This is a genomic window from Pseudoalteromonas sp. 0303 (assembly GCF_013349995.1).
In the GTDB taxonomy this organism is placed as follows: domain Bacteria; phylum Pseudomonadota; class Gammaproteobacteria; order Enterobacterales; family Alteromonadaceae; genus Pseudoalteromonas.
The window spans coordinates 25832-48147 of record NZ_JABVXF010000018.1 but is presented as its reverse complement, the minus strand read 5'-3'; the positions used below and the strand labels follow the sequence as shown (position 1 = coordinate 48147).

The 22316-nt window shown below is 40.6% G+C and carries 28 protein-coding genes; 25 read left to right on the top strand and 3 right to left on the bottom strand.

Features of this window, described 5'->3' with window-relative positions; translation table 11 throughout:
• Positions 1–10: 10 nt before the first annotated feature.
• The 5 genes from HUS62_RS12850 to HUS62_RS12830 all read left to right on the top strand — a co-directional run bounded on the left by HUS62_RS12850 (position 11) and on the right by HUS62_RS12830 (position 4220).
• Complete coding sequence (locus HUS62_RS12850; RefSeq protein ID WP_175079837.1) at positions 11–529, top strand: hypothetical protein; 519 nt, start codon at positions 11–13, stop codon at positions 527–529.
• A 111-nt stretch (positions 530–640) separates the two neighbouring features.
• Positions 641–895: a hypothetical protein gene (locus tag HUS62_RS12845; protein ID WP_175079836.1), complete on the top strand. Its 255-nt coding sequence runs from the start codon at positions 641–643 to the stop codon at positions 893–895.
• A 139-nt stretch (positions 896–1034) separates the two neighbouring features.
• Positions 1035–2633, top strand: coding sequence for a DNA sulfur modification protein DndB (locus HUS62_RS12840; RefSeq protein WP_175079835.1), 1599 nt, complete (start codon positions 1035–1037; stop codon positions 2631–2633).
• A gap of 130 nt (positions 2634–2763) precedes the next feature.
• Complete coding sequence (locus HUS62_RS12835) at positions 2764–3915, top strand: phosphoadenosine phosphosulfate reductase family protein (RefSeq protein ID WP_175079834.1); 1152 nt, start codon at positions 2764–2766, stop codon at positions 3913–3915.
• A 53-nt stretch (positions 3916–3968) separates the two neighbouring features.
• Positions 3969–4220 (top strand): hypothetical protein, encoded by a 252-nt coding sequence (locus tag HUS62_RS12830; protein WP_175079833.1) that lies wholly within the window; start codon positions 3969–3971, stop codon positions 4218–4220.
• A gap of 18 nt (positions 4221–4238) precedes the next feature.
• On the opposite strand, the gene HUS62_RS12825 is transcribed toward HUS62_RS12830, so the two are convergent.
• Entirely contained in the window at positions 4239–4682 is a 444-nt protein-coding gene (locus tag HUS62_RS12825; RefSeq protein ID WP_175079832.1) for a hypothetical protein, read from the bottom strand.
• Between the two features lie 403 nt (positions 4683–5085).
• On the opposite strand from HUS62_RS12825, the gene HUS62_RS12820 reads away from it, so the two are divergent.
• The 6 genes from HUS62_RS12820 (at position 5086) to HUS62_RS12795 (ending at position 7767) form a co-directional block, all read left to right on the top strand.
• Positions 5086–5259, top strand: a complete 174-nt coding sequence (locus HUS62_RS12820) for a hypothetical protein (RefSeq protein WP_175079831.1) — start codon at positions 5086–5088, stop codon at positions 5257–5259.
• An 80-nt stretch (positions 5260–5339) separates the two neighbouring features.
• Complete coding sequence (locus HUS62_RS12815) at positions 5340–5705, top strand: hypothetical protein (protein WP_175079830.1); 366 nt, start codon at positions 5340–5342, stop codon at positions 5703–5705.
• Positions 5706–5766: 61 nt separating this feature from the next.
• Positions 5767–6378, top strand: a complete 612-nt coding sequence (locus HUS62_RS12810; protein WP_175079829.1) for a hypothetical protein — start codon at positions 5767–5769, stop codon at positions 6376–6378.
• Between the two features lie 563 nt (positions 6379–6941).
• Positions 6942–7094, top strand: coding sequence for a hypothetical protein (locus tag HUS62_RS12805; protein ID WP_175079828.1), 153 nt, complete (start codon positions 6942–6944; stop codon positions 7092–7094).
• Positions 7095–7111: 17 nt separating this feature from the next.
• Positions 7112–7309, top strand: a complete 198-nt coding sequence (locus HUS62_RS12800) for a hypothetical protein (protein WP_175079827.1) — start codon at positions 7112–7114, stop codon at positions 7307–7309.
• A gap of 23 nt (positions 7310–7332) precedes the next feature.
• The gene (locus tag HUS62_RS12795; RefSeq protein ID WP_175079826.1) at positions 7333–7767 is read left to right on the top strand and encodes a hypothetical protein; all 435 of its coding nucleotides are present in this window, start codon (positions 7333–7335) and stop codon (positions 7765–7767) included.
• A 46-nt stretch (positions 7768–7813) separates the two neighbouring features.
• On the opposite strand, the gene HUS62_RS12790 is transcribed toward HUS62_RS12795, so the two are convergent.
• Positions 7814–8884: a J domain-containing protein gene (locus HUS62_RS12790; protein WP_175079825.1), complete on the bottom strand. Its 1071-nt coding sequence runs from the start codon at positions 8882–8884 to the stop codon at positions 7814–7816.
• Positions 8885–9086: 202 nt separating this feature from the next.
• On the opposite strand from HUS62_RS12790, the gene HUS62_RS12785 reads away from it, so the two are divergent.
• From HUS62_RS12785 to HUS62_RS12750, 8 genes are all read left to right on the top strand, one after another.
• A complete protein-coding gene (locus HUS62_RS12785; protein ID WP_175079824.1) occupies positions 9087–10463 on the top strand; it encodes a DNA cytosine methyltransferase in 1377 nt (458 codons plus the stop codon).
• A 174-nt stretch (positions 10464–10637) separates the two neighbouring features.
• Positions 10638–10859, top strand: a complete 222-nt coding sequence (locus HUS62_RS12780; protein ID WP_175079823.1) for a hypothetical protein — start codon at positions 10638–10640, stop codon at positions 10857–10859.
• 47 nt (positions 10860–10906) lie between these two features.
• Positions 10907–11182, top strand: a complete 276-nt coding sequence (locus tag HUS62_RS12775; RefSeq protein ID WP_175079822.1) for a hypothetical protein — start codon at positions 10907–10909, stop codon at positions 11180–11182.
• On the top strand, positions 11175–11387 hold the full coding sequence (locus tag HUS62_RS12770) for a hypothetical protein (RefSeq protein WP_175079821.1): 213 nt from the start codon (positions 11175–11177) through the stop codon (positions 11385–11387). The genes HUS62_RS12775 and HUS62_RS12770 overlap by 8 nt, the downstream gene beginning before the upstream one ends.
• 56 nt (positions 11388–11443) lie before the next feature.
• Positions 11444–11806, top strand: coding sequence for a hypothetical protein (locus tag HUS62_RS12765; RefSeq protein ID WP_175079820.1), 363 nt, complete (start codon positions 11444–11446; stop codon positions 11804–11806).
• Between the two features lie 90 nt (positions 11807–11896).
• Positions 11897–12172, top strand: coding sequence for a hypothetical protein (locus HUS62_RS12760; RefSeq protein ID WP_175079819.1), 276 nt, complete (start codon positions 11897–11899; stop codon positions 12170–12172).
• Between the two features lie 496 nt (positions 12173–12668).
• The gene (locus HUS62_RS12755) at positions 12669–14525 is read left to right on the top strand and encodes a replication initiation protein (protein WP_175079818.1); all 1857 of its coding nucleotides are present in this window, start codon (positions 12669–12671) and stop codon (positions 14523–14525) included.
• 275 nt (positions 14526–14800) lie between these two features.
• Positions 14801–15478: a DNA adenine methylase gene (locus HUS62_RS12750; RefSeq protein ID WP_175079817.1), complete on the top strand. Its 678-nt coding sequence runs from the start codon at positions 14801–14803 to the stop codon at positions 15476–15478.
• Positions 15479–15539: 61 nt separating this feature from the next.
• Here HUS62_RS12750 and HUS62_RS12745 read toward each other — a convergent pair whose 3' ends face one another.
• Complete coding sequence (locus HUS62_RS12745) at positions 15540–16475, bottom strand: DNA-binding protein (RefSeq protein ID WP_175079816.1); 936 nt, start codon at positions 16473–16475, stop codon at positions 15540–15542.
• A gap of 198 nt (positions 16476–16673) precedes the next feature.
• On the opposite strand from HUS62_RS12745, the gene HUS62_RS12740 reads away from it, so the two are divergent.
• The 6 genes from HUS62_RS12740 to HUS62_RS12715 all read left to right on the top strand — a co-directional run bounded on the left by HUS62_RS12740 (position 16674) and on the right by HUS62_RS12715 (position 22284).
• Positions 16674–17528, top strand: a complete 855-nt coding sequence (locus HUS62_RS12740; protein ID WP_175079815.1) for a ParA family protein — start codon at positions 16674–16676, stop codon at positions 17526–17528.
• Positions 17529–17539: 11 nt separating this feature from the next.
• A complete protein-coding gene (locus HUS62_RS12735; protein WP_175079814.1) occupies positions 17540–18649 on the top strand; it encodes a ParB/RepB/Spo0J family partition protein in 1110 nt (369 codons plus the stop codon).
• 3 nt (positions 18650–18652) lie between these two features.
• Positions 18653–19063 (top strand): hypothetical protein, encoded by a 411-nt coding sequence (locus HUS62_RS12730; protein ID WP_175079813.1) that lies wholly within the window; start codon positions 18653–18655, stop codon positions 19061–19063.
• Between the two features lie 109 nt (positions 19064–19172).
• Positions 19173–19628, top strand: coding sequence for a hypothetical protein (locus HUS62_RS12725; protein WP_175079812.1), 456 nt, complete (start codon positions 19173–19175; stop codon positions 19626–19628).
• Positions 19565–21184 carry a hypothetical protein gene (locus HUS62_RS12720; protein WP_175079811.1) on the top strand — a complete coding sequence of 540 codons (1620 nt, stop codon included), beginning with the start codon at positions 19565–19567 and terminating at the stop codon, positions 21182–21184. The genes HUS62_RS12725 and HUS62_RS12720 overlap by 64 nt, the downstream gene beginning before the upstream one ends.
• Positions 21185–21354: 170 nt before the next feature.
• The gene (locus HUS62_RS12715; protein WP_175079810.1) at positions 21355–22284 is read left to right on the top strand and encodes a hypothetical protein; all 930 of its coding nucleotides are present in this window, start codon (positions 21355–21357) and stop codon (positions 22282–22284) included.
• Positions 22285–22316: the final 32 nt, after the last annotated feature.

Here is a 22316-nt window from a genome sequence, read left to right as displayed (position 1 = left end):
GGAGCGCATCATGTTTCAAGCAACTATGGATTTGCCGTTAGGTGATTTTGCAGCATCGAGCATCGAGCCAAAATGTTTACGCAATTCACTGTTTAATGACGGTCAGTTTGAATCAAAAGTGGGTAAAGCAGATCGTATTTGCCGCCGCCTAATGAGAGTTAGGGTTTATCGAAATCTAAACAAACCGGAGTTCTATTCAATTCTGGCTATGGAAGGTGAAGATAAAGGTAAAGTGATTGGCTATGCTCGTTCGGTATTACTCGAAAATTGCCAACTGGTAGTATCTGAGAAGTCAAGGCAACGTGTCTTGAGGGAAAAGCGCAAGAATGTCCACGCTTTTTGCCAAGGCATCATCGTAGATGCATCGGAAATGGTGCAGACGTTAGATGGAACTGAATGTGCGATTACATATAATCCGTACAAAATGGGTTCATTCTTTCGTCGTGATGATGATTCACCATTTACTGATGGTTGTACTCAGGCACTATTGCAAGGTAGTGACGTGTATATAACAGAAAGCGCCTCTTGAGGGCGCTTTTTTTATGCGAATAGCGCTGGTATATTAAAGATTCTGAATCGGCCATCGGCCACAAATAAACTAGGCGCTTTCGAGCTGCCTTCAACACGTAAAGAGGAAAATATGATTGTTGCACGACCAATTAATGAACGTGAACCTTGTCTACTAGAAGGAAACAGATATAAAGATTTGTACCTCTATGATTTGGACGGTAACTTAGTGGTAAGACAGAATTCACCCTATGAAGGGTGGACCTATGACGCACTGGAACTCGTCAGCGAATCCTTAATGACCGATTATCTAACCCTGCAATTTGGCTGGGATGCATATTTGGGGGATAAAAAGGACGATTGCTGGGTTGGTTCGTCTGAAGTGTAGATTTGGCATAGAAAATAAGCTTCCATTAGGAAGCTTTTTTTATGTCCAAAATTTGATATAGTGAAATGGTTAATCGGCCATCGGCCACAAATAAAACAGGCGCTTTCGAGCTGCCTTCAATACGTAAAGAGGAAATATTATGAGTATTACTATGTTCTATCGTGTATGTGTTACTGATTTCAATGCTGACCTGGCTAAGTGTGGTCATGATTTTGGTGTAGTAAAAGGCCGTCATAAAGACGCTTTCACTGCTGATCGTGAAGCAAAAAAAGCCAGTAAGGGCGCGTTAAGCTCTTCACAAATGGCTTTTGAGCTTACTACTGATGAAAAGTTAGAAGTAGGTGATAAGCCAGTAGAGTTAGTATGGAATGCTTATGTCGAATGTAACCGCCAACGCGAAGTACGAAAGTGTGCAGACATCATTGAGAAAATGAAAACAGGTGAAAGCGCTGAAGAGGCGTGTAAGTACCTGGTCCCACTTGATGAGTACAATCGCGATATGGAATTTGATGAGTGGTGCGATAAGTTCTCTGAACCGGCGCAAAAACTCATTGAAGAAAATGAAAAGCGTATTCAGCAAAAAGCAGAAGAAGAAGCTAAACGAGCTAGTATCGTTTCAAGCTTTGAAAGCGCTGCGAGTGAAATGACCTATTCGTTCCCTGCTGTAAAAGGCATTCAGGCGAAAAAGGAATTTTACATTGCCCAGGTGCCATTTAAGTATCTGGTTAAGTTTTTCACGTTTGCAGATGAAAGCCTTCCGGCAGAGCTTCGAGCTCAAAGAAAGGTCAACATTAAGCATGCCAATGAAATCGGTCAATACGTAGTCGATAATCGTGAAGATTATGTACTTCCGTGTTTGACTGTTAGCGTAAATGAAGCGATGGTATTTGACCCGTTAAATGTAAATGGACTTGCAGATCGTTTAGGTGTTATTCGTATACCTTTGACTGCAAAGCTCCTTATAAATGATGGTCAGCATCGCCGTCAAGCCGCTGAATTCTTTATTAAATATGATAAAACGCTAGGGGACGAAACCGTGCCTGTGACGTTTTATTATGATGAAGGACTTGAGCGGTCAAAGCAAATTTTCGCTGATTTGAATGCAAACCTGTCAAAGCCAAGCGCTGCGATAAATGCACTGTATGATTTGCGTAACCCTTTCAATAAATTCGTTCTGGACGCTTTAGAGCGCCATCCAGCAATTAACGAATTGGTTGATAAGGAGCAAACAACAATTGGTGGTAAATCTGAAAAGGTTTGGTCACTGGTGCATTGGAAGAAGTTTGTTGAAAAACTTCTTAATGTCAAAGAAAAGTCATTCATTAACATCGATGATGAAAAGTTGGATTCAATGAATCAGTTTTTCGACTTGGTATTAACTGAATTGACCGGAAAAATCCGACTGTGGCAAAAGGTCATTAATAATGAGATCAGTTCTGAAGAATTGAGAAATTATAATGTGGCCGGTCACGCAGTATTTTTGGAGTCAGTAGCGCTTGCCTTATCGGGTATGTGCGAAAGCGATGAAGAAACTGTTAAGGAGGCAATTGACAAAATTGCGAGCGTTCCTACAGCCAAAGATGCATCACACTGGAATAACCGTTGTGTTGTAGCTGGGCGAATGGTTAAGACGGTCGATAGCGTCAAGGTGACGGCAGCCTACTTGCGACAAGTAGCCGAACTTGAGTTATCCAAGAGCATGGAAGAAGCGGTAAGCCGACACGGTTTAGCAGCGTAAAAATAAAGGCGTCCTTCGGGGCGCTTTTTTTTTGCGTGAAATACGGTAGTATCTTAAATGTAACTAGCTTATTAGCTTACAAACAAAACAGGCGCTTTCGAGCTGCCTTCAACACGTAATGAGGAAAAATATGGAAGCACTTCATTGTGAAGAGCCTATAAGGTTCGTATCTGGAAATGCGTATAGTCTAGATCTTGATTATCTAATCGAGAAGCCTGACGGTGTGGACTTACATTCTTATGACACCTTCGTGGTATTTTTAAGCGGTGGTAAAGATAGTGTCGCTTGTTTGCTTGAGCTCATTGAGCAAGGCATACCCAGGGAAAAAATAGAATGTCACCATCACTTAATTGATGGGGAAGGGCCTGAGTTTATGGACTGGCCTTGCACTGAGGAATATTGCAAAGCGCTGTGCAAAGCTTTGGGCGTTAAGTTGTATTTTTCATGGAAGGAAGGTGGTTTTCTTCGGGAAATGGAAAGGGATAATGCACCTACAGCAGCTGTTCTTTTTGAAACTCCGGAAGGTGAAACCAAAAAGGTCGGCGGTGATTCCGATAAATTAGGAACCCGTAAACAGTTCCCAGCCCTGAGTGCAGACCTTAGAGTACGTTGGTGTTCAGCATATCTCAAGGTGGACGTGGGGAAAAAGGTAATTAGCCATCAAAAGCGATTTGAAGGAAAACGCACCCTAGTTTTAACGGGTGAGCGTGCTGAAGAATCGCCTAGCAGGGCTCGTTACGCTAGTTTTGAACCACATGCCAGCTCAGCGACGAAAGTTGCTCAGAAGGACGCACAGGGCCAAAAACGAATAGGGTGCGATGGTAAAGTGATTTTCGATATTAAACGCAATAAAAAGCGTTTCGTGGATCACTATCGAATCATACAAGATTGGGAAGAAGAGCGAGTGTGGGATCTTATGAAGAAATACCGCATTTTGCCTCATCCTGCATATATTTTGGGGTTCGGTCGATGCTCATGCCTTATTTGCATTTTTGCCAGTGCAAACCAGTTAGCAACCATTCAAACGTTCATGCCGAATCGGTTTGAGAATATTGAAGCGGTCGAAGCTAAATACGGCAAGACAATCCACTTTTCACGCAATAGTGATAAAGAGGTTGTTCAAATTCCGTTAGCGGAAGTTGCTGCTAAGGGTACGCCTTATCAGGTAGATAAAAAATGGCTAGAAATAGCTATGAATAGAGGTACGTTTGCCCATAATATCATTGTAGACAACTGGGTGTTACCAGCTGGTGCATTTGGTGATAGTTGTGGACCTACGTAATTTTGAAAAAAAAGGGCGCTTTCGAGCTGCCCGTTAAACGTAAGGAGGTCGCTTTGAAAGCGAAGCAACGTGATGGGCCTCGGCTCGTCAAAAAGATGTTGATAGTGTTTGCCCACGGCTTACTAATTGACATCGCGGTTGGTGCGATATTTTTGGGTTTAGGTGCGTTACTTTTCGGACCTACAACTGACACTAATATTGTAAAAGCTGTGTTTATACTGGGTATCGGAATAGTCTGCATAGTGGTAGCGCTGTTCATTCTGATCATTAAAGCGATTTTGCTTATGCGTTCAGATAAAGATTGATAGCCAAAAAAAGCCCCATTAATGGGGCTTTTTATTTTTCTTCAGTTCTACTCGTTCCTGCTTGAGTTCAGCCAGTTTTGATTTGGCGTGTTGGATGGATTCAAGTGCCGTTACTCGCTGCATTAGCAATGAGCTCACGGACTCTTCTCGTTCCATACCCTTCAGACGTTTTTTTCTGACATTGGTTGTTTCCTTTGCAATTGTGTCAGAAAGCTCAAAGGCCTCTTTCAACGTTTTGCAAATGGATAAACTAGCCAGGTAACTTTTATACATTTCTTGGTTGGGATGATCTGTATAAAAATCTACGGCTTCCTGGTACTTCTCAAGTGATATATCGATAGGTTTTTTAGTTGGCTTTGGCTTAACGGTCGGGGCGGGTACTTTGCCTTTCAAGTTTAAGCGTAGAGCTAACAGAGTATCGATTGAGACAGCTTGATTAACCGGTTGATTATTCGGTGTCATAGTATTACCTCATTACGTATTGAAGGCAGCTCGAAAGCGCCTGTTTTGCTTTTTGCCATTCATGGCAGGAGACGATTAAATACTAGCCAATTTAGTAAGTGCTGGCAACTGGCAGATTAGGCATGCCTAATTTCTCGATTACGCTTGCTCATAAAAAAGTTAAATATAGTGATAATAGTAATGAGGAAAATATTTCATATAGGCAAGTTTCGCTAAAACCGACTATTCCAATATTCCCAACAAGAACGCGCCTTATAAAATTTATAGGTTAAAAATGATGCCATGTTGGAAATTACGTAAATTGCTGGGGATTCCAATGTTATTTACCAGTGCCATCTTGTTTGGTATAAACAGATACTAGACATATTTGACAGGTTAGGCTAGAAAGGTATACTAGACATATATGACGGGTAGAAAGATTACAGAATTTCAGCGGATAGCTAACGCCAAAGGCTGGAGATTTGAAGATATAGCGAAGCGTTGGGAGCTATCCGAAAGGCAATTATCTCGTGTTGCCAGCGCTGGAAAAGTGAGGGATCTGGATGCTGTAAAGGGCTTGCCAGATAAAAAACAATAGTTGGAATGACAGGCTTTTGCCAGTGGCGTTTCATTAAGCGCTACTCACAAAAGCTAATTAGAATAAAAGTTGGAGAAAATATGTCAAAGCCAGTAACAGACTTAGTTGCAATGCTTGAAAGTGCATTTGAAGTTGGCGAGTGTTCGTGCATCAGATGTAAATCTGGTGAAGATGAGACTAAATATAAGAACCCTCATAATTTTATGATTAAGGGTATAACTTACCATCGGTTGTTTGCAAAATCCTCAGACTCAGATTTAGATTCTAAATTTAGAAGCGCTTGGAAGGCTTCAATTAAAGATGTTGAATTTAGCGAGAAGTTTAGTATTAACCAGCTAAAAGATGTTTTAGGTAGTGAGCATTTGGAATTATTCAATATTTTGGGGCTTGCAAATGGTTACATTAAAAGGTTTGAAGATGATGAGTACGAATTAAACTTACCTTAGTCTGAAATTGGAATACTTTTTTTTACACCGTTTTGCTCTATGTAAAGAGGTTAAATTGTTCATGAACAAATTGACGTTATTAAATAAAGGGGGCTTTATGCCAAAAAAATATGAAATAACATTTGGTGATTTAGGTTCAGGGTTGAGCTTATATTTATTAGTTAAAGCACTAAGAAGTAATTGTAAAATTATATGGTTGGATAATGGCGATAGCTTAGAGGATTGTATTAACTTCCTTGGAAATAATAAAGACAGTTTATGCGAAATAGCTCATTGCTCTGTAACAGGTAATCTTGTAGAAAGCATTAAAAAGGCCTCTGTTAAAGGTAGTAATATTATTGTTGTTCCACATGCACTTAATATTATCTCTAACGCAATAGAGACTAATGAGCTATTTGATTATTTACGAACAAGTACCGATGTTCAAATTTTGATTGGTGGGTACGGTAATGAGGCGTTCCAAAAAGGAGAGGTATTTATCAGTCATGCAATAAATTGTTGTGAATTTCTTTGGTTTGATGAATTTACAATCAAGGAAGAAAATTTCAACTCTTTGTTGGGTGTTGATCTGGTACGTAAAATCCAACAAACGCGTAAACCAGAAAAATTAGATTTAGAAAATGGTTCAATTAACGAAATAATTGAGGCTTTTGAAGTTGTTAAGAGCGGTTAATGGGGGGTATTTATGGAATTGTGGAAGTTTGTATTGTTGTGGTTAGTAACGTTGTTTACACGCTGAACAATCAGCTTTTGAAGCTGTGGGTGAACAATAAAGTTTCACCCCGCACAATAAAGTTTCACCCCGCACAATAAAGTATCATCCTAAGCAATATAGTTTCATACTGCTAGATGGCAATTTGCAGCAGTAAAACTTTACCAGTTCTTGCTGCTTGTTCTACAAAACTGGTAATTTGTTTCAGTTTTTCACTGTTTTGTTTCGTAAAAGTGGCAGTTTGTTTGGTTTTTTACCACTTTTATTTCGATAAGGTGGTAAATATTTCAGGTTCAGTATGAAACTTTATTGTTTGAATTGAGCGCGAATATAAGCTGCTACCTAAGTCTAGTATGAATCTTTGTTTCCCAGCTTCAAGTTTATAAACCAAAATACAAACCTTGAAGCTCTACTCAGTATTATACTTTATTGCTGGGCTACAGAAGCAGAACACGGTTAGTTGGAATACTATGCGATTAAGCCACAAGAAAAATAGACGCAATAATAAACAAAGGATGATAAAGGTGAAGTTTCTAATTTGGTTCAATCAAGTTCGTATCTTAGCTGAAAAACGGCAATATAAAAGTTGGGAGAAGAAAGGCCAGTGGAGAGATTGGTTTCACGCAAAACTTACTCCTGAAGTTGCGCTTAATAAAGCTATGTACGACAAATTTTAGTGATTGGAAAAATAACTATGGCGCTTGAATGGTTGTACAAACACTGGAAATCTGAATTTTTAGCCAATGGATTTAGTGAAGATGTAGCTGAAGAAGAGTATCAAACATGGTGCGAAGGTTTGGGTGGCGAGCTTGATAATGAATATCAGCAAACAGAGTATTCGGTAATGATGGCCGCCAAAGAAGCTGTTGTCGAATTGCAGCAAATCGACTAGTGAGCATAAAAGGTAAATAGAGTATGTCAGAAATTAAAGAAACTATGCGGGGAGTGATAAAGTATCTTCCTTTTATTCTGTTTATTAATGCTGGAATTGTTTATCTCGCGTGGTTTTTAGATAGCGCCGAAACCAAAGACGCTAGAGAATTTATGTTTGAAGGCTCTAAAGCTCTGGCGTGGATTGTTACGGCCCCGACCTGTGAAGTTAATGGTTTCTGTTTAAAAATATTAGAAGACAGGGATGCTGGCGAGTTTGTTAGTGCTACCTTGGACGGCGATTATACTCAAGTTGAGACGACTTCTGGCATCTATGTTGTCAAAGGTAATGTGGAGTTAAGCAACATAGATAAAAGTGCTTTGGTGTCTTTGCATAAGAAAAAGGGTGAACTTAAAAACGTACTTTGCATAAGCAATACGAACTGCTACCTGGTCCCCTTTAATAGCCGCCCGCAATAAAAGGTTGAAAATGAGCAAAAAAACAGGCCCTTAAAGGGCCTGCTTGTTATTGGAGATAGGCTTGTTCGTTTAGCTTAGTAGATATCAAATCTACGGCTGGAAAACGGTTGTCAATCACCGGCACGATAGACTTGCTATCGTTCATATGATCACCAAAGCTGTAAACCCCATGACCACTATGAAAGAAGTGGAAACCTCCGCTGCGGTCCTCGATGAGATCAGCCAGAAGAGGGAAGGGGTTTTCATATACTTTTGCACCGTGATTGTTCGCGGCATCATAAGCATAATCATCAGTAAGGTAACTTTTTCTATGCAGTTGACGGTATTGGCCGTTAGCGAGCATTTTGATTAAGTGTAAAGCACGAACCTTTTCAGGTATCTCAGTTAGAGGCTTGAGTTTGTGAAGTTTGAAAGGTGAGAACACCTGACCTGACTTTACTTCTCTTCGCGTTACTGTGAGCCCTGGCATCAATTCAGCTTCAAATACACCATCGCGGCGTTCTTGATAGTTTGCGATATACAGATGAGCAATAACACCTGTAATGCACTCTGTTTGGCTTATATTGCGAACCCATTCAAGAAAGCGGCTGTAACCTTCAGCGTCTGATCCTACGTTCCAGTGAATTGTGTATTTCTCACAAGTCTTTCTGGCCTCAAGCGCATTGGCAAGAGTTGTTATGTGGATTGAACTACTGTAGGTGTGTACACGCACCTGGTACTTGCTAAAGTAAACCGTTTTAAAGCGAACATCCGTCCAGTTATTCCATTTTTCATCATCGATGATCATGAATGCTTCACGGAGTAGAGTTTCACGGCTCGCAAAGGCCGGTAAGTTAGAGTGGGTTAGTTCGTGTGACTCAATAGGGTCGTTGACCTTAGCAGTACGAACGTTATTTGATGTGCCGTTAAGTGTGTCGTTTACTAACTCCACCTTGCCGGATACAAAATCCCACGCTTCATTCAATGTTTTCATTGATACTGATGATTCATTGCTGTTAACTCGGTCTGGATGACAAGCTAAGGCTGCACGTTTGTATAGACGTTTCAGTTCAGTGAAATCAGCAGCAATGCCATTGCCAGCAGATGCGATCAACTCAATAGCGCTATGTATATTCATAGTGTTTCCTCTTTACGTGTTGAAGGCAGCTCATAGAGCGCCTGTTTTTGTGTTGCCAAAAATGGCGTAAATCACTTTGATTATAGGTGTATGTGCGTCGAGATACTAGACATTAGGGGGAATTTTGCTAACCTGGTGTTGATTATTAAATGACTAAAAAGGGCGCTTCCCAGCTGCCCGTAATACGTAAAGAGGTGAATGTATGTTGACAGTAATTAATACTCGTCTTGGCGAAAATCGCGGTGTACCTAGAGTGTGGCTTGAAGGAAGTAAGCTAAGTAGTAGCTTCCAAATAGGTCAAAAGCTAGACATCCAACTTGATCATGAAAAGAAAGTCGCTGTCCTGAAAGTTGTACCTGAAGGTCGATTTTCAGTTTCCAAGCGTGACCGGAATGGCCGAATTTACCCGCTTATTGAAATTAAAGATGATGAGCTTGGTGAAATGTTTGGTGATGTAGGTGTTCTTCTTCGTGTGGTGGTCAAGAACGGTGTGGCTACTATTGAGGTTCATGGTATTGATCGTAAAACAGCAGAGCGCGTTGACCGCTTTAATCGTAAGGTTAAAAAAGGTGAGGCGCTTACTATCGGTTCGTTATTTTCAGGGGGCGGTATCATCGATGCTGCACTACATGAAGGTTTAACAAAGGCCGGTATTAACTGCTATACAAAATTCATCGTAGAACAGGAACGTCAGTACCTGGATACGATGGTAGCGAATCAACCAGAACTTTTCCGTGAAGATTCAATTCTTATCGAAAGTGGAATTGAATTTGTCGAGCTAAAGAACCCGCCAAAAGTGGATGTTCTAATAGCTGGCATACCATGCACAGGAGCTTCTAAGGCAGGGAAAAGTAAGAACAAAATAAAAGCAGCAGAGTTTCACGATGCAGCCGGTGCTTGTTTTTTCCACGCTTTGCAGTTCATTGGTCAGTGTCAACCAGGGTTAATAATTCTGGAAAATGTGCCTGATTACTTATCGTCTACAAGTATGGCTGTAATTAAGTCTGTGCTGGAAACCTGGGGCTATGAACTTGAGGTTGATGTTCTTAATGGCAATGAGTTTGGTTGCTTAGAGAATAGAGACAGAATGTGCGTAATAGCTACGAGTAAAGGAATGCCTAAATTCAATATGGAGCTAGTCAAACCTTTACAGCAAAAACCCAATAGTGTTTCTGAAATACTTGAAGATGTGCCGCTAGATGACTCTCGATGGAAAACTTATCAGTACCTAGTTGACAAAGAGGTTCGGGACAAGAAGGCCGGTAAGGGCTTTAAGCGAGCTTTATTGGATGGTACAGAATCATCTGTGCCTACAATTCGTCGCTTGTACCATAAAGCCGGTTCAACGGATGCGTTTGTTAAACATCCTGACGGTGTACTGACTAGACTATTTACTCCTACAGAGCATGCAGGGGTGAAAGGTGTGCCGGTACGGTTGATTAAAGGTGTCTCTTCGACAATTGCGCATGAGCTACTGGGTCAGTCCATTGCATACCCAGTCTTTACGGCTGTTGGCTTCGCGATTGGCAAGTGGGCTTCTGAAGCTTCAAACGACAACGATATGTTAAAAGCTGCCTAAAAATAAATGCATCCTTTGGGTGCATTTTTTTATCGAGCATAGTTAAAAATGACTATGATGGCCATTAGTGCATTTTAATATTTCTGTGATATATTTAAGGTGTCTAATTGGCTTCACGGCCACAAATAAAACAGGCGCTCTATGAGCTGCCTTCAACACGTAACGAGGAACGCAATGAAATCATGCAACCGTATTTGCGATGTTGCTAACGATGGAATTTGTATGGGCGTTTGTGCGATGGGGCTGAATACTCAAGGGTATCGAGTCGCCTACCAAAATAATAACGTCTATCTACTTCACACATCACTTAATGGCTCACTAACTCAGTTCCCAAAGTCCGATACTGAGAAACACGACCGTTTAGTACAATTCGTTAAGCAACAACAAACAATTTAATTAGAAGGCGCTTTCGAGCTGCCTGTTATACGTAATGAGGAATCACTATGAACAAGAGAATGTCTTTAGCGGATACTATTTCACTGGGCGCTAAGCACTTTACAGACAGAGCAAATAAGGCTTCTTCAGAGGCTGAAAAGCTTAGTCTACAACGTTGTGCGGAAGCTTCTGCCCGATTGGGTGCGAAAGTGAAGAAGTTGCAGCAAGAACACACTGGTATGCCTTTATTTCAGGTAGTGAATGAACTTCCCGAACATCAAGTTTTGGTGCGAGAGCGTAAACTACGGTTTTCCCTCATCGATGGGGGGAAAGCTCATGCATAATACCTGGCAAGCGTTTCAGTGGTTTGATCTTGAAGCAGGCCCCGCAAGCCAGCTTGAATCAATGTGTAATACATTGAAGCAGGCTGGCAAGCAGTTCGACAATCAAATTGTCGAGCAATTGCTAAAAGATAGTCCCTTTGATGGCGATGTTGATGTGCAGCAGTTGGTTGATCAGTTCAACGATATGTTACACACTCTACATTAACTACGGGCATATATAAGAAAAAGGGCCGCATTTTATAGCGGCTTTTTTTGTAACAAATGGAAAAAGAAAATAAGAATAATCGACTGATTAAAGGGTTGTGGAGCCTGACAGGTCTTAAAAGTAGTGACTATATAAGAATGGCTAAACAGATACATCCTGATTTAACGGGTTCAAGATTGAGAGGCCTGATGTCCGGAACAGCCAACAGTAACTATAGGCCAGCGACCAACCATGATGTTTTTCAGTGTGTTGTCGTTGTAAGTCATTGGGTCGGAATAGATAGCGATATTGTGGAGACTGTAAGCGATAGCGCGGTTGAATCCCTGTTAGATGAAGTGGACCGATTGATAGCGAATGCTGATACCGATGGTTTAACTAACCAGGAGAGGGTAAAAAAAGCACTAGGAAAACTTTTTTAGATCCAAAAATGTTTTTTTGCCCAAAAAAACTTGATCGAATGTAAAAAACTTGCAACACTTAGGGGCGAGATATTTCCATAGGAGCCAGGTATGCAGATGCAACCATTAATTAGTCAAGAACGCATTCAGGAGCTAACGCGCATGCATTTGGCTGTGGAAGCTGCATTGCTGCCAGATCCTGAAGGTAAGAAACAAGTAATGCGTGTACGCAGCCAGAACGGTGAAATAGACGCATTTTTGGCGATGGTTAATAAGCCAGAACCAAGAACGTTTTCAACAATCGAAAGCGCATGGAAGCTAACAAGAAAATTGGGGATTAAAAATTTCGTGATTGATAATGAAAAGTTTGCCGGAGTAGCGGCATGATTTAGAAAAAACAAAGCCTCGTAGAAACGAGGCTATTTGTTCGAGTAGCAACAAACCGGTAACGGTTGGAAGCACTAGATATTGAATTCGCACCTCAAATATTAGTCGTTTCCCCCCAACCGGTCAAGTACCTTTTTGCCTAATAAAAGCAACTAGAAGTAAGTATAAGTAAAAAAAGGGAAATTATGGGAAGCGCAAACCCACGTTACTACTCGATTCCGTCAATGTGGCAGGGATCGGGTGGTGATGTCAGAGAATAGTCTATTAAAAAGCACTAGGCAGCTTCAGGATTACCAGAAGCGTCCTTCGACTGATTTCAATCAGATGATGGGCATTGGTAAGGAAGTGTGCCGTCTTTATGAGTGCTCATATCGCACAGCTATCGGCTACGTTAATTTGGTAAGAAGTCGAGTTAGCTTTCTCAATTCTGTTTTAATGCACAAAGTGGGCGTCAAAGCTCTATTTAGCTGCCTTTATTCTATGGGAGTATGTAGAATTGCAAGCGCTAAATAGAAAGTTTTTACATGAACATGAGGTAAGGCGAGAACTTTATTATAACGCTCCTTATGCGCCGTTTTGCTCTGATAACAAAACCGCAGGATTTCAACTTCCTAGGCGGGACGCATTCAAGCGTCAGTACGTGCAATTAAATCCTCCATGCAATTACAAGGTGTTTATAATTGACATAGATCATGAAGATGAGTCTTTATGGGACAATGAAGAAACTCCAATTCCTAACGTTATCATACGTAATAAAAATAACAGGAAAGTACATTTACTGTACCGGATTGATGACGTTTTAATAAAGACAGTCAATAGTGATGTAATTGTAAAAGATGGACCAATTCAATATGCCAAAGCTGTGTATTATGGATTGTGTAAAAAACTAGGAGCTGATAGAGCCGCTTTCAATAATGTAGTCTCAAAGAATCCCTTCCACCCTGCATTTAATACTGAGTTTATTCACTCTAGAGTATATAAGTTAAAAGAACTAGCGGAGTTCGCTACCCCTGATTGGAGCGTTTATAAGCGAGGGGATAAAGAAAACCCCAACCCTGAATCTCGTAACCTTAGTTTATTTCACAAAGTTCGATTCGCAGCTTACAACCAAGTGCAGCGATATCGACTGGCTAATGATATGGAAGGCTTTTACAAAGCTGTATTAGCTGAATGTGAGTTAGAGAATAAGTTTAGAGGTAAGGGCTTCAAAGAGGATAGTGATTTGCCTTCAAGCCAGGTGAAGGCTATTGCAAAAAGCATAGCTACGTTTAGCTGGAATAAATATCAAGGAAGCAAGGGGAACAGAGGTGTTATGTCATTGCCTCATGACATGGACCAAAAAGAAAAGCAACGTCAAGCTGCGTTGTATGTAGCAAATAAAAAGCGGGAGCGAACTTTAGGTGAGATTTTGAAAGCTTTTGAAGAGGTTGCTCTATCAGGCGCAAAACCAACACAAGAGCGCGTAGCCAGCTCTTGCTCCAATTACTCACTAAGCACAATCAAACGTTACTGGAAGGAAGTTAAAGAGAGTTATGAAAGCCGCCCCGATAGCTCGGAAGAAAAAGTTCAATTAGCTGTACATAAGGTTTCTTTCCCGCGAAAGACTCCAACGTTTACGCCAGATGTTACGTTTAAATACAATATTAGCGTATTTCGTTTGAATAGATTTAAGGCAGAACTTGATGTTTTACCTAATCCTTCTGATCTCAATAAAGAGTTTGTATCACGCTACAGATTGGATACTCAATCAGGCCGACTTATAGAATCTGGTTCAGACCTTAATATTCAAACATTGAAGAAAGGGATACGAAAAGAGCTCTTCAAAGGTTGGTATGAAATAGATCTTACATTTTCACATGGTCAAATGCTTTGTACGTTATTACGAGAGTCCTTTGATTTGATTCAATCAAAAGTTAAATCGCTAAATGACAATGGTACTCCTTATGGTTGTTTCATTGACCCTATAGAATCCTATATGCATTTTATTCTTAATATGCCTGAATACTTTAATTCTTGGTCTGCTAGATCCAGTCTTAATGTTAAATCTATTAAGAGAGGACTTGTTGCTTTGATGAATGGTGCTAGTGAGTCTAAGTTAAACAATATCTATGATGGGAAATTAAATACGCTTCTTTCTGATATCGCATTTTTTGAAGTGTTTACTTGTATACGTCTTGCTCATAAATATATTCCTTCACTCAGTTTGAAGTTGCGTATGCTGGAACTAGATGTTTTCAAGCCATACTGGGGTAAGGGGTTAGTTATACACGATTCTATATTGGTACAATCTAATAACTTAGCTACTGAAATAGCCAACCGAATTTCTTATCAGCATACATTTAATAAATTATGAGGCATAAATTATTATTTAAGTTTCTTTTTGGCCTGTGGTATTCGTGAATTAAGCCGTGAGTGTGGTCAATGCGTGTGGGTAACTTGTGGTCGGCTTGTCCGTCCATGAGTTATCCATATGCTTGTCCATACGGTAAGGCTGTTGCGCGTAGCGTAAATTCACAAGTCCATAGGTCATAGCTCTATATCTAGAAAAATTAGGCATGCCTAATTTTATTGACTGTATAGACAGTTCCGACTATGTTCGTTGCTATATTGTAATATGGGTTTCTACTTATGCAAAATTACTTGGGTGCTAAAAATGGTAGCGGTGTTTATCAGCGTATTGTGCAACTCATCCCGCCACATGATACTTTTATAGAGCCTTTCCTTGGTACTGGTGCTGTATTACGTCACAAAGCGCCTGCTCAACGTGATATTGGAGTTGATTTAAACCCTCGTTGCCTTTCTTCTTTAGATCATCCCAGCGCTGAACTGGTTCATATGTGTGCCTTTCAGTTCTTACGTGATTTTGATTTTCAAAATAATGGTCGCGTTTGTCTTTATTTAGACCCTCCTTATTTACCTAGTACGCGAACCAGTAACGCTCGATATGAGCATGAGCTTACTGAGGACCAACACATTACATTGCTTGAGTTAATCCAGTCATTACCGGCTAATATCATTCTTTCTGGATACCCTAGCGATTTATATGATTCTGTTCTCGTTGACGGTGCAGGGTGGTGGTCCGATACCTTTCAGGCAATGTCCAGGGGAGGGGTGCGAACGGAAAAGCTTTGGTGCAATTTTATTCCTGGGGAAGTTCATTATCATACGTATGCGGGAAAAAACTTTACAGATAGGCAAAGAATTCAAAGGAAAGCGGATAGGTGGGCAGCTAAAATAAAGAAGTTGCCTATAGGTGAGCGCCAAGCAGTTATGGCCGCGATGATTCAGGCTCTTTCAGAAACATAGTCATAAATAACTATGCCAGATGCAGCTGGCATAATAGATATCGATAGGGGAGTTGAAATTATTATTCAGTCTGATTGGTTAACTTATCTATTACTTTATCTTGCTGTACTAACCGGCGCTCTTTGTCTGCATTATCTTTAGCTAGTTTTTCATTATCTATTTTCAACGCTGAAATTTTATCTTCAGAGCCCTTTCTAACAGTTGTTAACTGAGTTTCTAGTTCTCTAATTTTATCTTCAAGTTTGCCAGCTCGTTTTTCACTTTCTTCCATTAACCGGCGATAATCAACCGTACTATTGCGTAAATCTTCGATTTGTTTTGCATCACGTTCGGTATTAGTTTCTAGTTTAGCAATTGTGGCCGCTTGCTCAGATATTTTCTGATTAGCAATTTGAAGTTCTTGCGTTACTCTTCGCTGATTTTCTTTTACTTCTGTGACGTATGTTTCATTATTTTCAAGTTTAAGCTGTGATTTAGCAATTTCAGTGCGTAGCGCTTCGTTAGTTTCGGCTAAATTCGATTTGTCTTTATCGAGTTGAACAATACGATCCCTAAGTTCTGTTTCAATTCGTTGGTGTGTTTTGTTATTTTCTCGACTTTGTTCTTCAAGCTGATTGATTGTCTTTTTGCTTTGTTCAAGTAATGCTTGCTGCTTATCGTATTTCTTTTCAATACGTTCCAGATCTTCAATTGCTTCTCTGGCCTGTTCCCTAGCTTGTTCCGCAGCTTCTCGCCACCGCTTTTCTGCTTCCGTATTAAACCGACTGAATTCTTCTAAAAAAGACTGAGTAAACTTTTCAGAAAAACCAAGTCGCTCCATTAGCGATTGCTGATTTGCTTGCAACTCATCCCGCCACGCTTTGACGTACTTATGCATTGTACTGGTACTGCTTACATCCGGAAGAAGAGATAAAACAGCTCTTACGCTTATTTTTTCCCCTTTGCCGTACAAGTCATTACATATCTGACTTACTCGCTCTTGTAGATCTGCATTCATTATTTTCACCCTCGCTCTATCGATAATTTGAGTCTATAGTATAAACAAACGAACATCAAACACTAAACGAACAGTGTTCGTTCGTTTTTTTTGTTTTGGGTATTGTATCCCAGTTAAAAGTCAGTTAATGTATGTCTAACCAATACATACTGTATGGTTTATAAAACGGGTTTAAAGCCCACGCTCTAGGAGTTAATTATGGAAACTATTACATCGGTTAAGCCGTCCTTTGTCTTAAAGAAGGTGGCTAAATCATGCGTTCACTCAAATGAAAAGGGTGGAGTAGGCAAAACAACAGTTGAGTTTAACCAGGCATACAGGTTGGCTGAGCAAGGTTATCGAGTATTGGTGGTCGATTTCGACGGCCAGCGCAATATGAGCAAGCTTTTACTGGGTTCAATCAAAGAGGTTGAATGGGTAGAAAAAAACGGCTTTACGTCCGCTGAGCTCTTCAACTCGGATTTGGAGCAAGATGATATTGTTATGTATCAATCTCCAATCCACCAAAACCTTCACGTTATTCCCGCGCATAAAGAGCGCATTGCAAATGTGCTTGCTGCTGGGCGAGAGGCAAAAAGTCTCATCGGCAATCCAAAGAAACATCTTGATAAAATTGATGTTGATTACATTCTTATTGATACGCCGCCATCGCTCGGTGTCACTCAGTTGGCCGCAATCAATACCGTTGATTACATTTTTGTGCCGGTCACTATTGATGATTTTTCAAACGAAGGTCTGATTTCATTATTGAAGACTGTCAAGGCTGTTAAGACTGGTTTGCGTGCCGGTGTACAGATTGGCGGTGTTTACATTAACTTCTTTAAAAAGCCAACTACTCGTAAAGGTGAGAATCCTTACGCTGAGATATTGGCTCAGATTGAACGAGATTATAAGCAGTTGTTGATCCCAAATTATTTGCCGGATTCCCTGAGTATCAAAGAGGCGCGTATGGCTGGTAGAGCGTGTTGGGTTAGCCCTCCAAACGGTAACGCCGCTACTGTAGGCCGTGCATTCCGAAACGCTATTGACGCTATTAACGACAGAATTAAGTAAGGGGATTGGTTATGAATAAAGGTAATTTAGACACTAGCGGTTTCATGGACCTCATTAGTGGTGTTCAAGGTGGTGAATTTGAATATGTTGACGATATGCCAAAAGATCAATGTTATCCAGATCCCGAACAGCCTAGATATAAAAACTTAACTGCTGAAGGTGTTTCGGATATAACAGCGACATTTGAGGTTACAAAAGGCCGTATTTGGCAACCTATTGTTGTTAGAGAAAAAGATGAGAAAGGGCATAAAGTGTTAATGGGTGGTCGTCGCTGGCTTGCTGTAAATCTTTATGATGACGTAGACACTATTCCCGCACTTGTAGTAAAGAAAGATATTGATTCAGCTATTTTCCTACAGTTAATGGAGAATATTGCTCGTAGGCCTTTAGATGTAAGAGAGGAAGGCAAGTCATTCATAATGCTTAAAGAGGAAGGTAAAACACAAAAGGAAATTGCTAAATCATTAGGTAAATCAGAACCATATGTAGCCGAAAGTATCATGATGTATGAAATGGAAATAGAGCCAAAGTTTAGCTTTCTCAATAAGTTGTATGAAGATAAAGTTTGTAGAGATATTAGTACTTTAGCTGTGCTGGTTAGGTTTGCTAGAAAGGACGTTGAAAAGACCAAGGAATTGTTACAATTTGCTATTGATAATAACTGTTTGAATAGAGCTTGGGCTAAATCTTTAAAAGTTAAAGATCTGGAAACGCCTATTGATGCCCAAATTGCTGCGCTTGAAGAGCGTAAAGAACACGAAAAGCGTCCTAACTCAAAAACCCCTACACCAGATGGAATGACCGGTGATGAGAACGCTCTCGAAGAAGAGTTTCAGCTAGAAACCGAACAGGATGGAGTTGAACCGGCTGATAAAGTTCAGTCGGAAAAAGTTGATAAAAAGTCTCAGGCACCGGAATCTAACGATGATGAATCTGAAGAAACTCCATTTCAGAAAAAGCGCGTGACTGAAATCAATGTTATGCATAATTCAAAGGTCGCCAAGTTGTTATTAGATCGTGCAGACAAGGAAGAGGGGTTTGCTTGGATTCAATATGACAATAGCGAAGAGCCAGCCGTTCGCGTTGATGTGTCTGAGCTTTCTCTTATTTTTGTGGGTTAGGTTATGAGGGTCAATCCTAACGCTTGGCAAAACGCAATGGGACTTCGGGGCTTCTTTGCCTCGGAGTTCTTGAAATATCATGGTCCTACTGATTCGGCTGCGGGTATTTGCTTAGTTGAAAAAGCAAAGAGTTTTGGTTATTCAGAGCGCAATAGAGCTGTGCCAGGACGTACTTTGCGGAATTGGATGGGCGGTGAGTCTGTCCCCCAATGGGCAGTAAAAACAATGGTTCGTTATGTCTTGTCGAAAGGGTATGTCCCCGATAGTGATGAAGAGCTTGATGCATTACTGGTTTATCTATTGGTAGATGTTTCAGACGACGAAGTAAATGATGTATTGTCAGTAACTGGTCTGAGCAACCTAAACCCCAATGAAGTCGAAAGCGCCCTTGGCAGAATAATTAGGCATGCCTAATTTTACTCCTATCAAATAAAACCCCTCGAACATCGGGGGTGTTTTCTTCGCCCTCCTTTTCTCTAAGTGTGATTCAATTGCTCCACTAACTATCAAAGTGGGGTTTTAAATGTCCAGTAGTACACGGCTTAGAGCCCAGTTGTTCTCTGAAATTGAAGAAATTCTTGCTCAAACAGATGAGTTGAGGCCTTTTCTTTCTGCGTGGTCTGTAATAGAGCAGAGGTTTCGGGGGGTGGCTGACGTGGTTGAATCTCTTGATCCTGTAATGCAGGTTCATTGTCAACTTATGAAAGAGCAGACGCGAACAGCTCTAATTACTGAAGAGTTATTCTTTAATTGGTTATGCAGACTACCTGTTTTGAATAAAAACATTGTTTGTAAATCTACTGGTAAGGTGTGGGAACCACTGATGGAGTCTTTTGAGGATTTCAGGGCGCATGCTGGAAATGTAGTAGCCAGTGATTGTTTGAATAACAGCGAAAAAATTTATGAATTTCAATTATGGGTGGTGCAGTTATGCAACTGGGATGGCCTTGGAGCAGAAAGCAGCGTGAGCCTGCATTAGATGTAGTTCCATTAAAAAAAATAATAGCGGTATCAGATGAATATTGGGAGGCTTTATATTCCCCAATTATAGATTCTGTTGCTCGCTCTTTAGGCGTATATGAAAAACAAAAAGGTAAACTGTATTCTGATTATGTTGATCAGTTTGTTCGTTTGGTCCGGAGAAGTAAGGGGACTGTGCAGGATGACCCGCTTTTAGTGCATCTTCATACGTTCAGCTTGTCGATTGCGTTTTCATCTTTATATGTGGCAAGGCTTTGCCATTCCTTTGAGTTTACTGCCATTTCTAAGGGTAAAAAGACAAAAGGTGAGCGTTCGCACTTCTATCCCTGGATGAATGTGCCAGTAGAATGTGAAATTAAATTGTCTAAGGTTAGTCGCCTTTATCCCGCTTATGTCTACGCGATATCCATATTCAATGCGATGATGAACGATACTGGATGGAAGTGGTTACACAGTAAGCCTGATGTTTTGAAAGGTTTGATCGACTCGATTTATAGTAATGGTGAGAAAGGGCTTTTTTCAGGAATATTGGCCGACATGCGAGCAGCGCCAATAGGTCGGTCTGTTGAAAATATTCCTCAAGTTGAGATTTCAGAATCTGTGCCTGTGGAAAATGAAGACCCTGAGAAAAGTGATTCGTTAGACGATCTGATTAGTGGCCTCGGTGGTGGCGACGATAGTGTTTCACTAGATGAACTACTTGATAGTAGTAATCAGTCTAAACAAACAGAGGAAAACAAACCTGTAGCTTCTGAAGAAGTATCAAGTAATGATGGCTTAGACTTGTCTATTTTTGATAATGAACCTGATGGGGAAAATACTGATCAAGCGCCATTAGAGTTGCAGGACGCAACTGATAATCAAGTCGCACCAATAAGTGATAACTCGCCAAAAGTCGTATCGTCAGTTGAAAGTAAATCATCAACCCAAGAGGAAGCGCCGGTAAATTCGTCTGCTGATGCTTTGGATGAATTTACAGCTTTTCTTGCAGCAACAACATCGTCGCCAGGTCCTGATCATTTTGCTGAAACCGGAGAAGATAAATTGGACCCGAATGAAATACAAGGTACGAGTAAAGTACCAATTTCAGACGTTGAGCCTAGTGATTCATCGAGTAATGTTGACAATACAGGGATAAATGAGGATGAATCGACATTGCTGTTCAGTTCGGAGTCATCTATCACGACTGATTTGTTGAAATGGTGCTTGGCACAAGTGAGTGAGTTTCCATCGCAAAATGGTGTTCACGTCTTAATGCGAGACAATAAAAAGGTGATTGTTGTTGAGCGAGATAAAGGCGTGATGGAATTTGTTCGCAGTGACTACGATCTTGATAATGAGGCAGCATACAAAACGGTGGCAGAGGAAGTATTAACAGATCTCGAAATGTCACAATCATGGGTTGAAAATGAAGAGGGTGGAGACATTTGGGAGATATCGATACAAGATGAAGTTGTGAATGTATTGTTGCTAAATGTACAAGTACCTTCTTCCTTTCAGTCCCTGGATGCAAATACGTATGCTTGGGTGGTAAAAAGGGATGAAATTGCTTAATATAGGTATGAGAAATAATACTAAAGTATTGAAAAGCGTCCTTAAAACAGGTTATTAGGACAAATACTGTCGTATTTTTTTGACTAAAAATGTGGATAATTCCTGTTCAATTTGATCACCCGCGTATATAATTGTTAGTGGGTTTTTACAATTTAATGTGGGAAAGCAGTATGGACGCACATGCATTTGCGCGTACTCCATACCTAGTACGTGCGCCTCTATTAGTGAGGGAAATACTGCTGGCTCTTCTATCCGAAGCGGATAATAGTCAGCATCCTCTTGTTGGTGTTTTTGGGTATGACGAAAAAACGTTCGACTTTGTTAGGCAAGGAACTTCATCGTCTTTATTGAAGCTTGCTAATAACTACGTGAAGGCGAACGCTGTCACTTTTGAAGTGAATGAGCGGTTGCTCAAAACGCTTCTTAAAAACATTGGGTCTGAACAGGTCCCAATTTGCCGCGAAGCAACTGAAATGGACTGTATTTATGGTCATCGTCAGGTTGTTCGTGAGCTTGTCATGTTTATGGCCGACTCTTTGGCTGATACTTTTACATGCGCGAATATGGATGGGATCATTAAATTTGACCCTGAAGTTCGTCGTATGCTTTCCCGCGCTGATGCGCGAAAACTCGAATGGTTAGCTAATCAGATGGTTGAGCGCCGTTGTGTTAAATTCGCTTTTAATAAAGATAAGATGCGTGAACGTACCTATTCCCATATGCGGTATGAGCGTAGAGAGGGAATTAAGGATATGTTGGTGTCAAAGAAAGCGACTAACGGTATTATGTATTTTCTTTTTTCTGAGGAAAATGAAGATACTGTGAAAGCTCGTCGTTTCCGTTTGGGTGTTGCTCCCCTTAAAGGTCGGCCAAATACGGTTCCCCCAAACGATTACATAGATTTTATTTGTTTTTGGATAGCTAACCAAGAAATACCTGAATTAGAGCGTTTTCTTATGGCGCATCGTAAATTTGGATATGGCTTCGATGTATTGTGGTCGCTTTACCAACGTGCGGAACATAGTGGTGAGTTTGACCAACGCATATTGGATGCGGTTAAAGGGAGGGCAAATGTAGCAAAATTAGGCATGCCTAATTAGGCTCAAGAAAAACCCCCCGAAAGTTCCCCTAG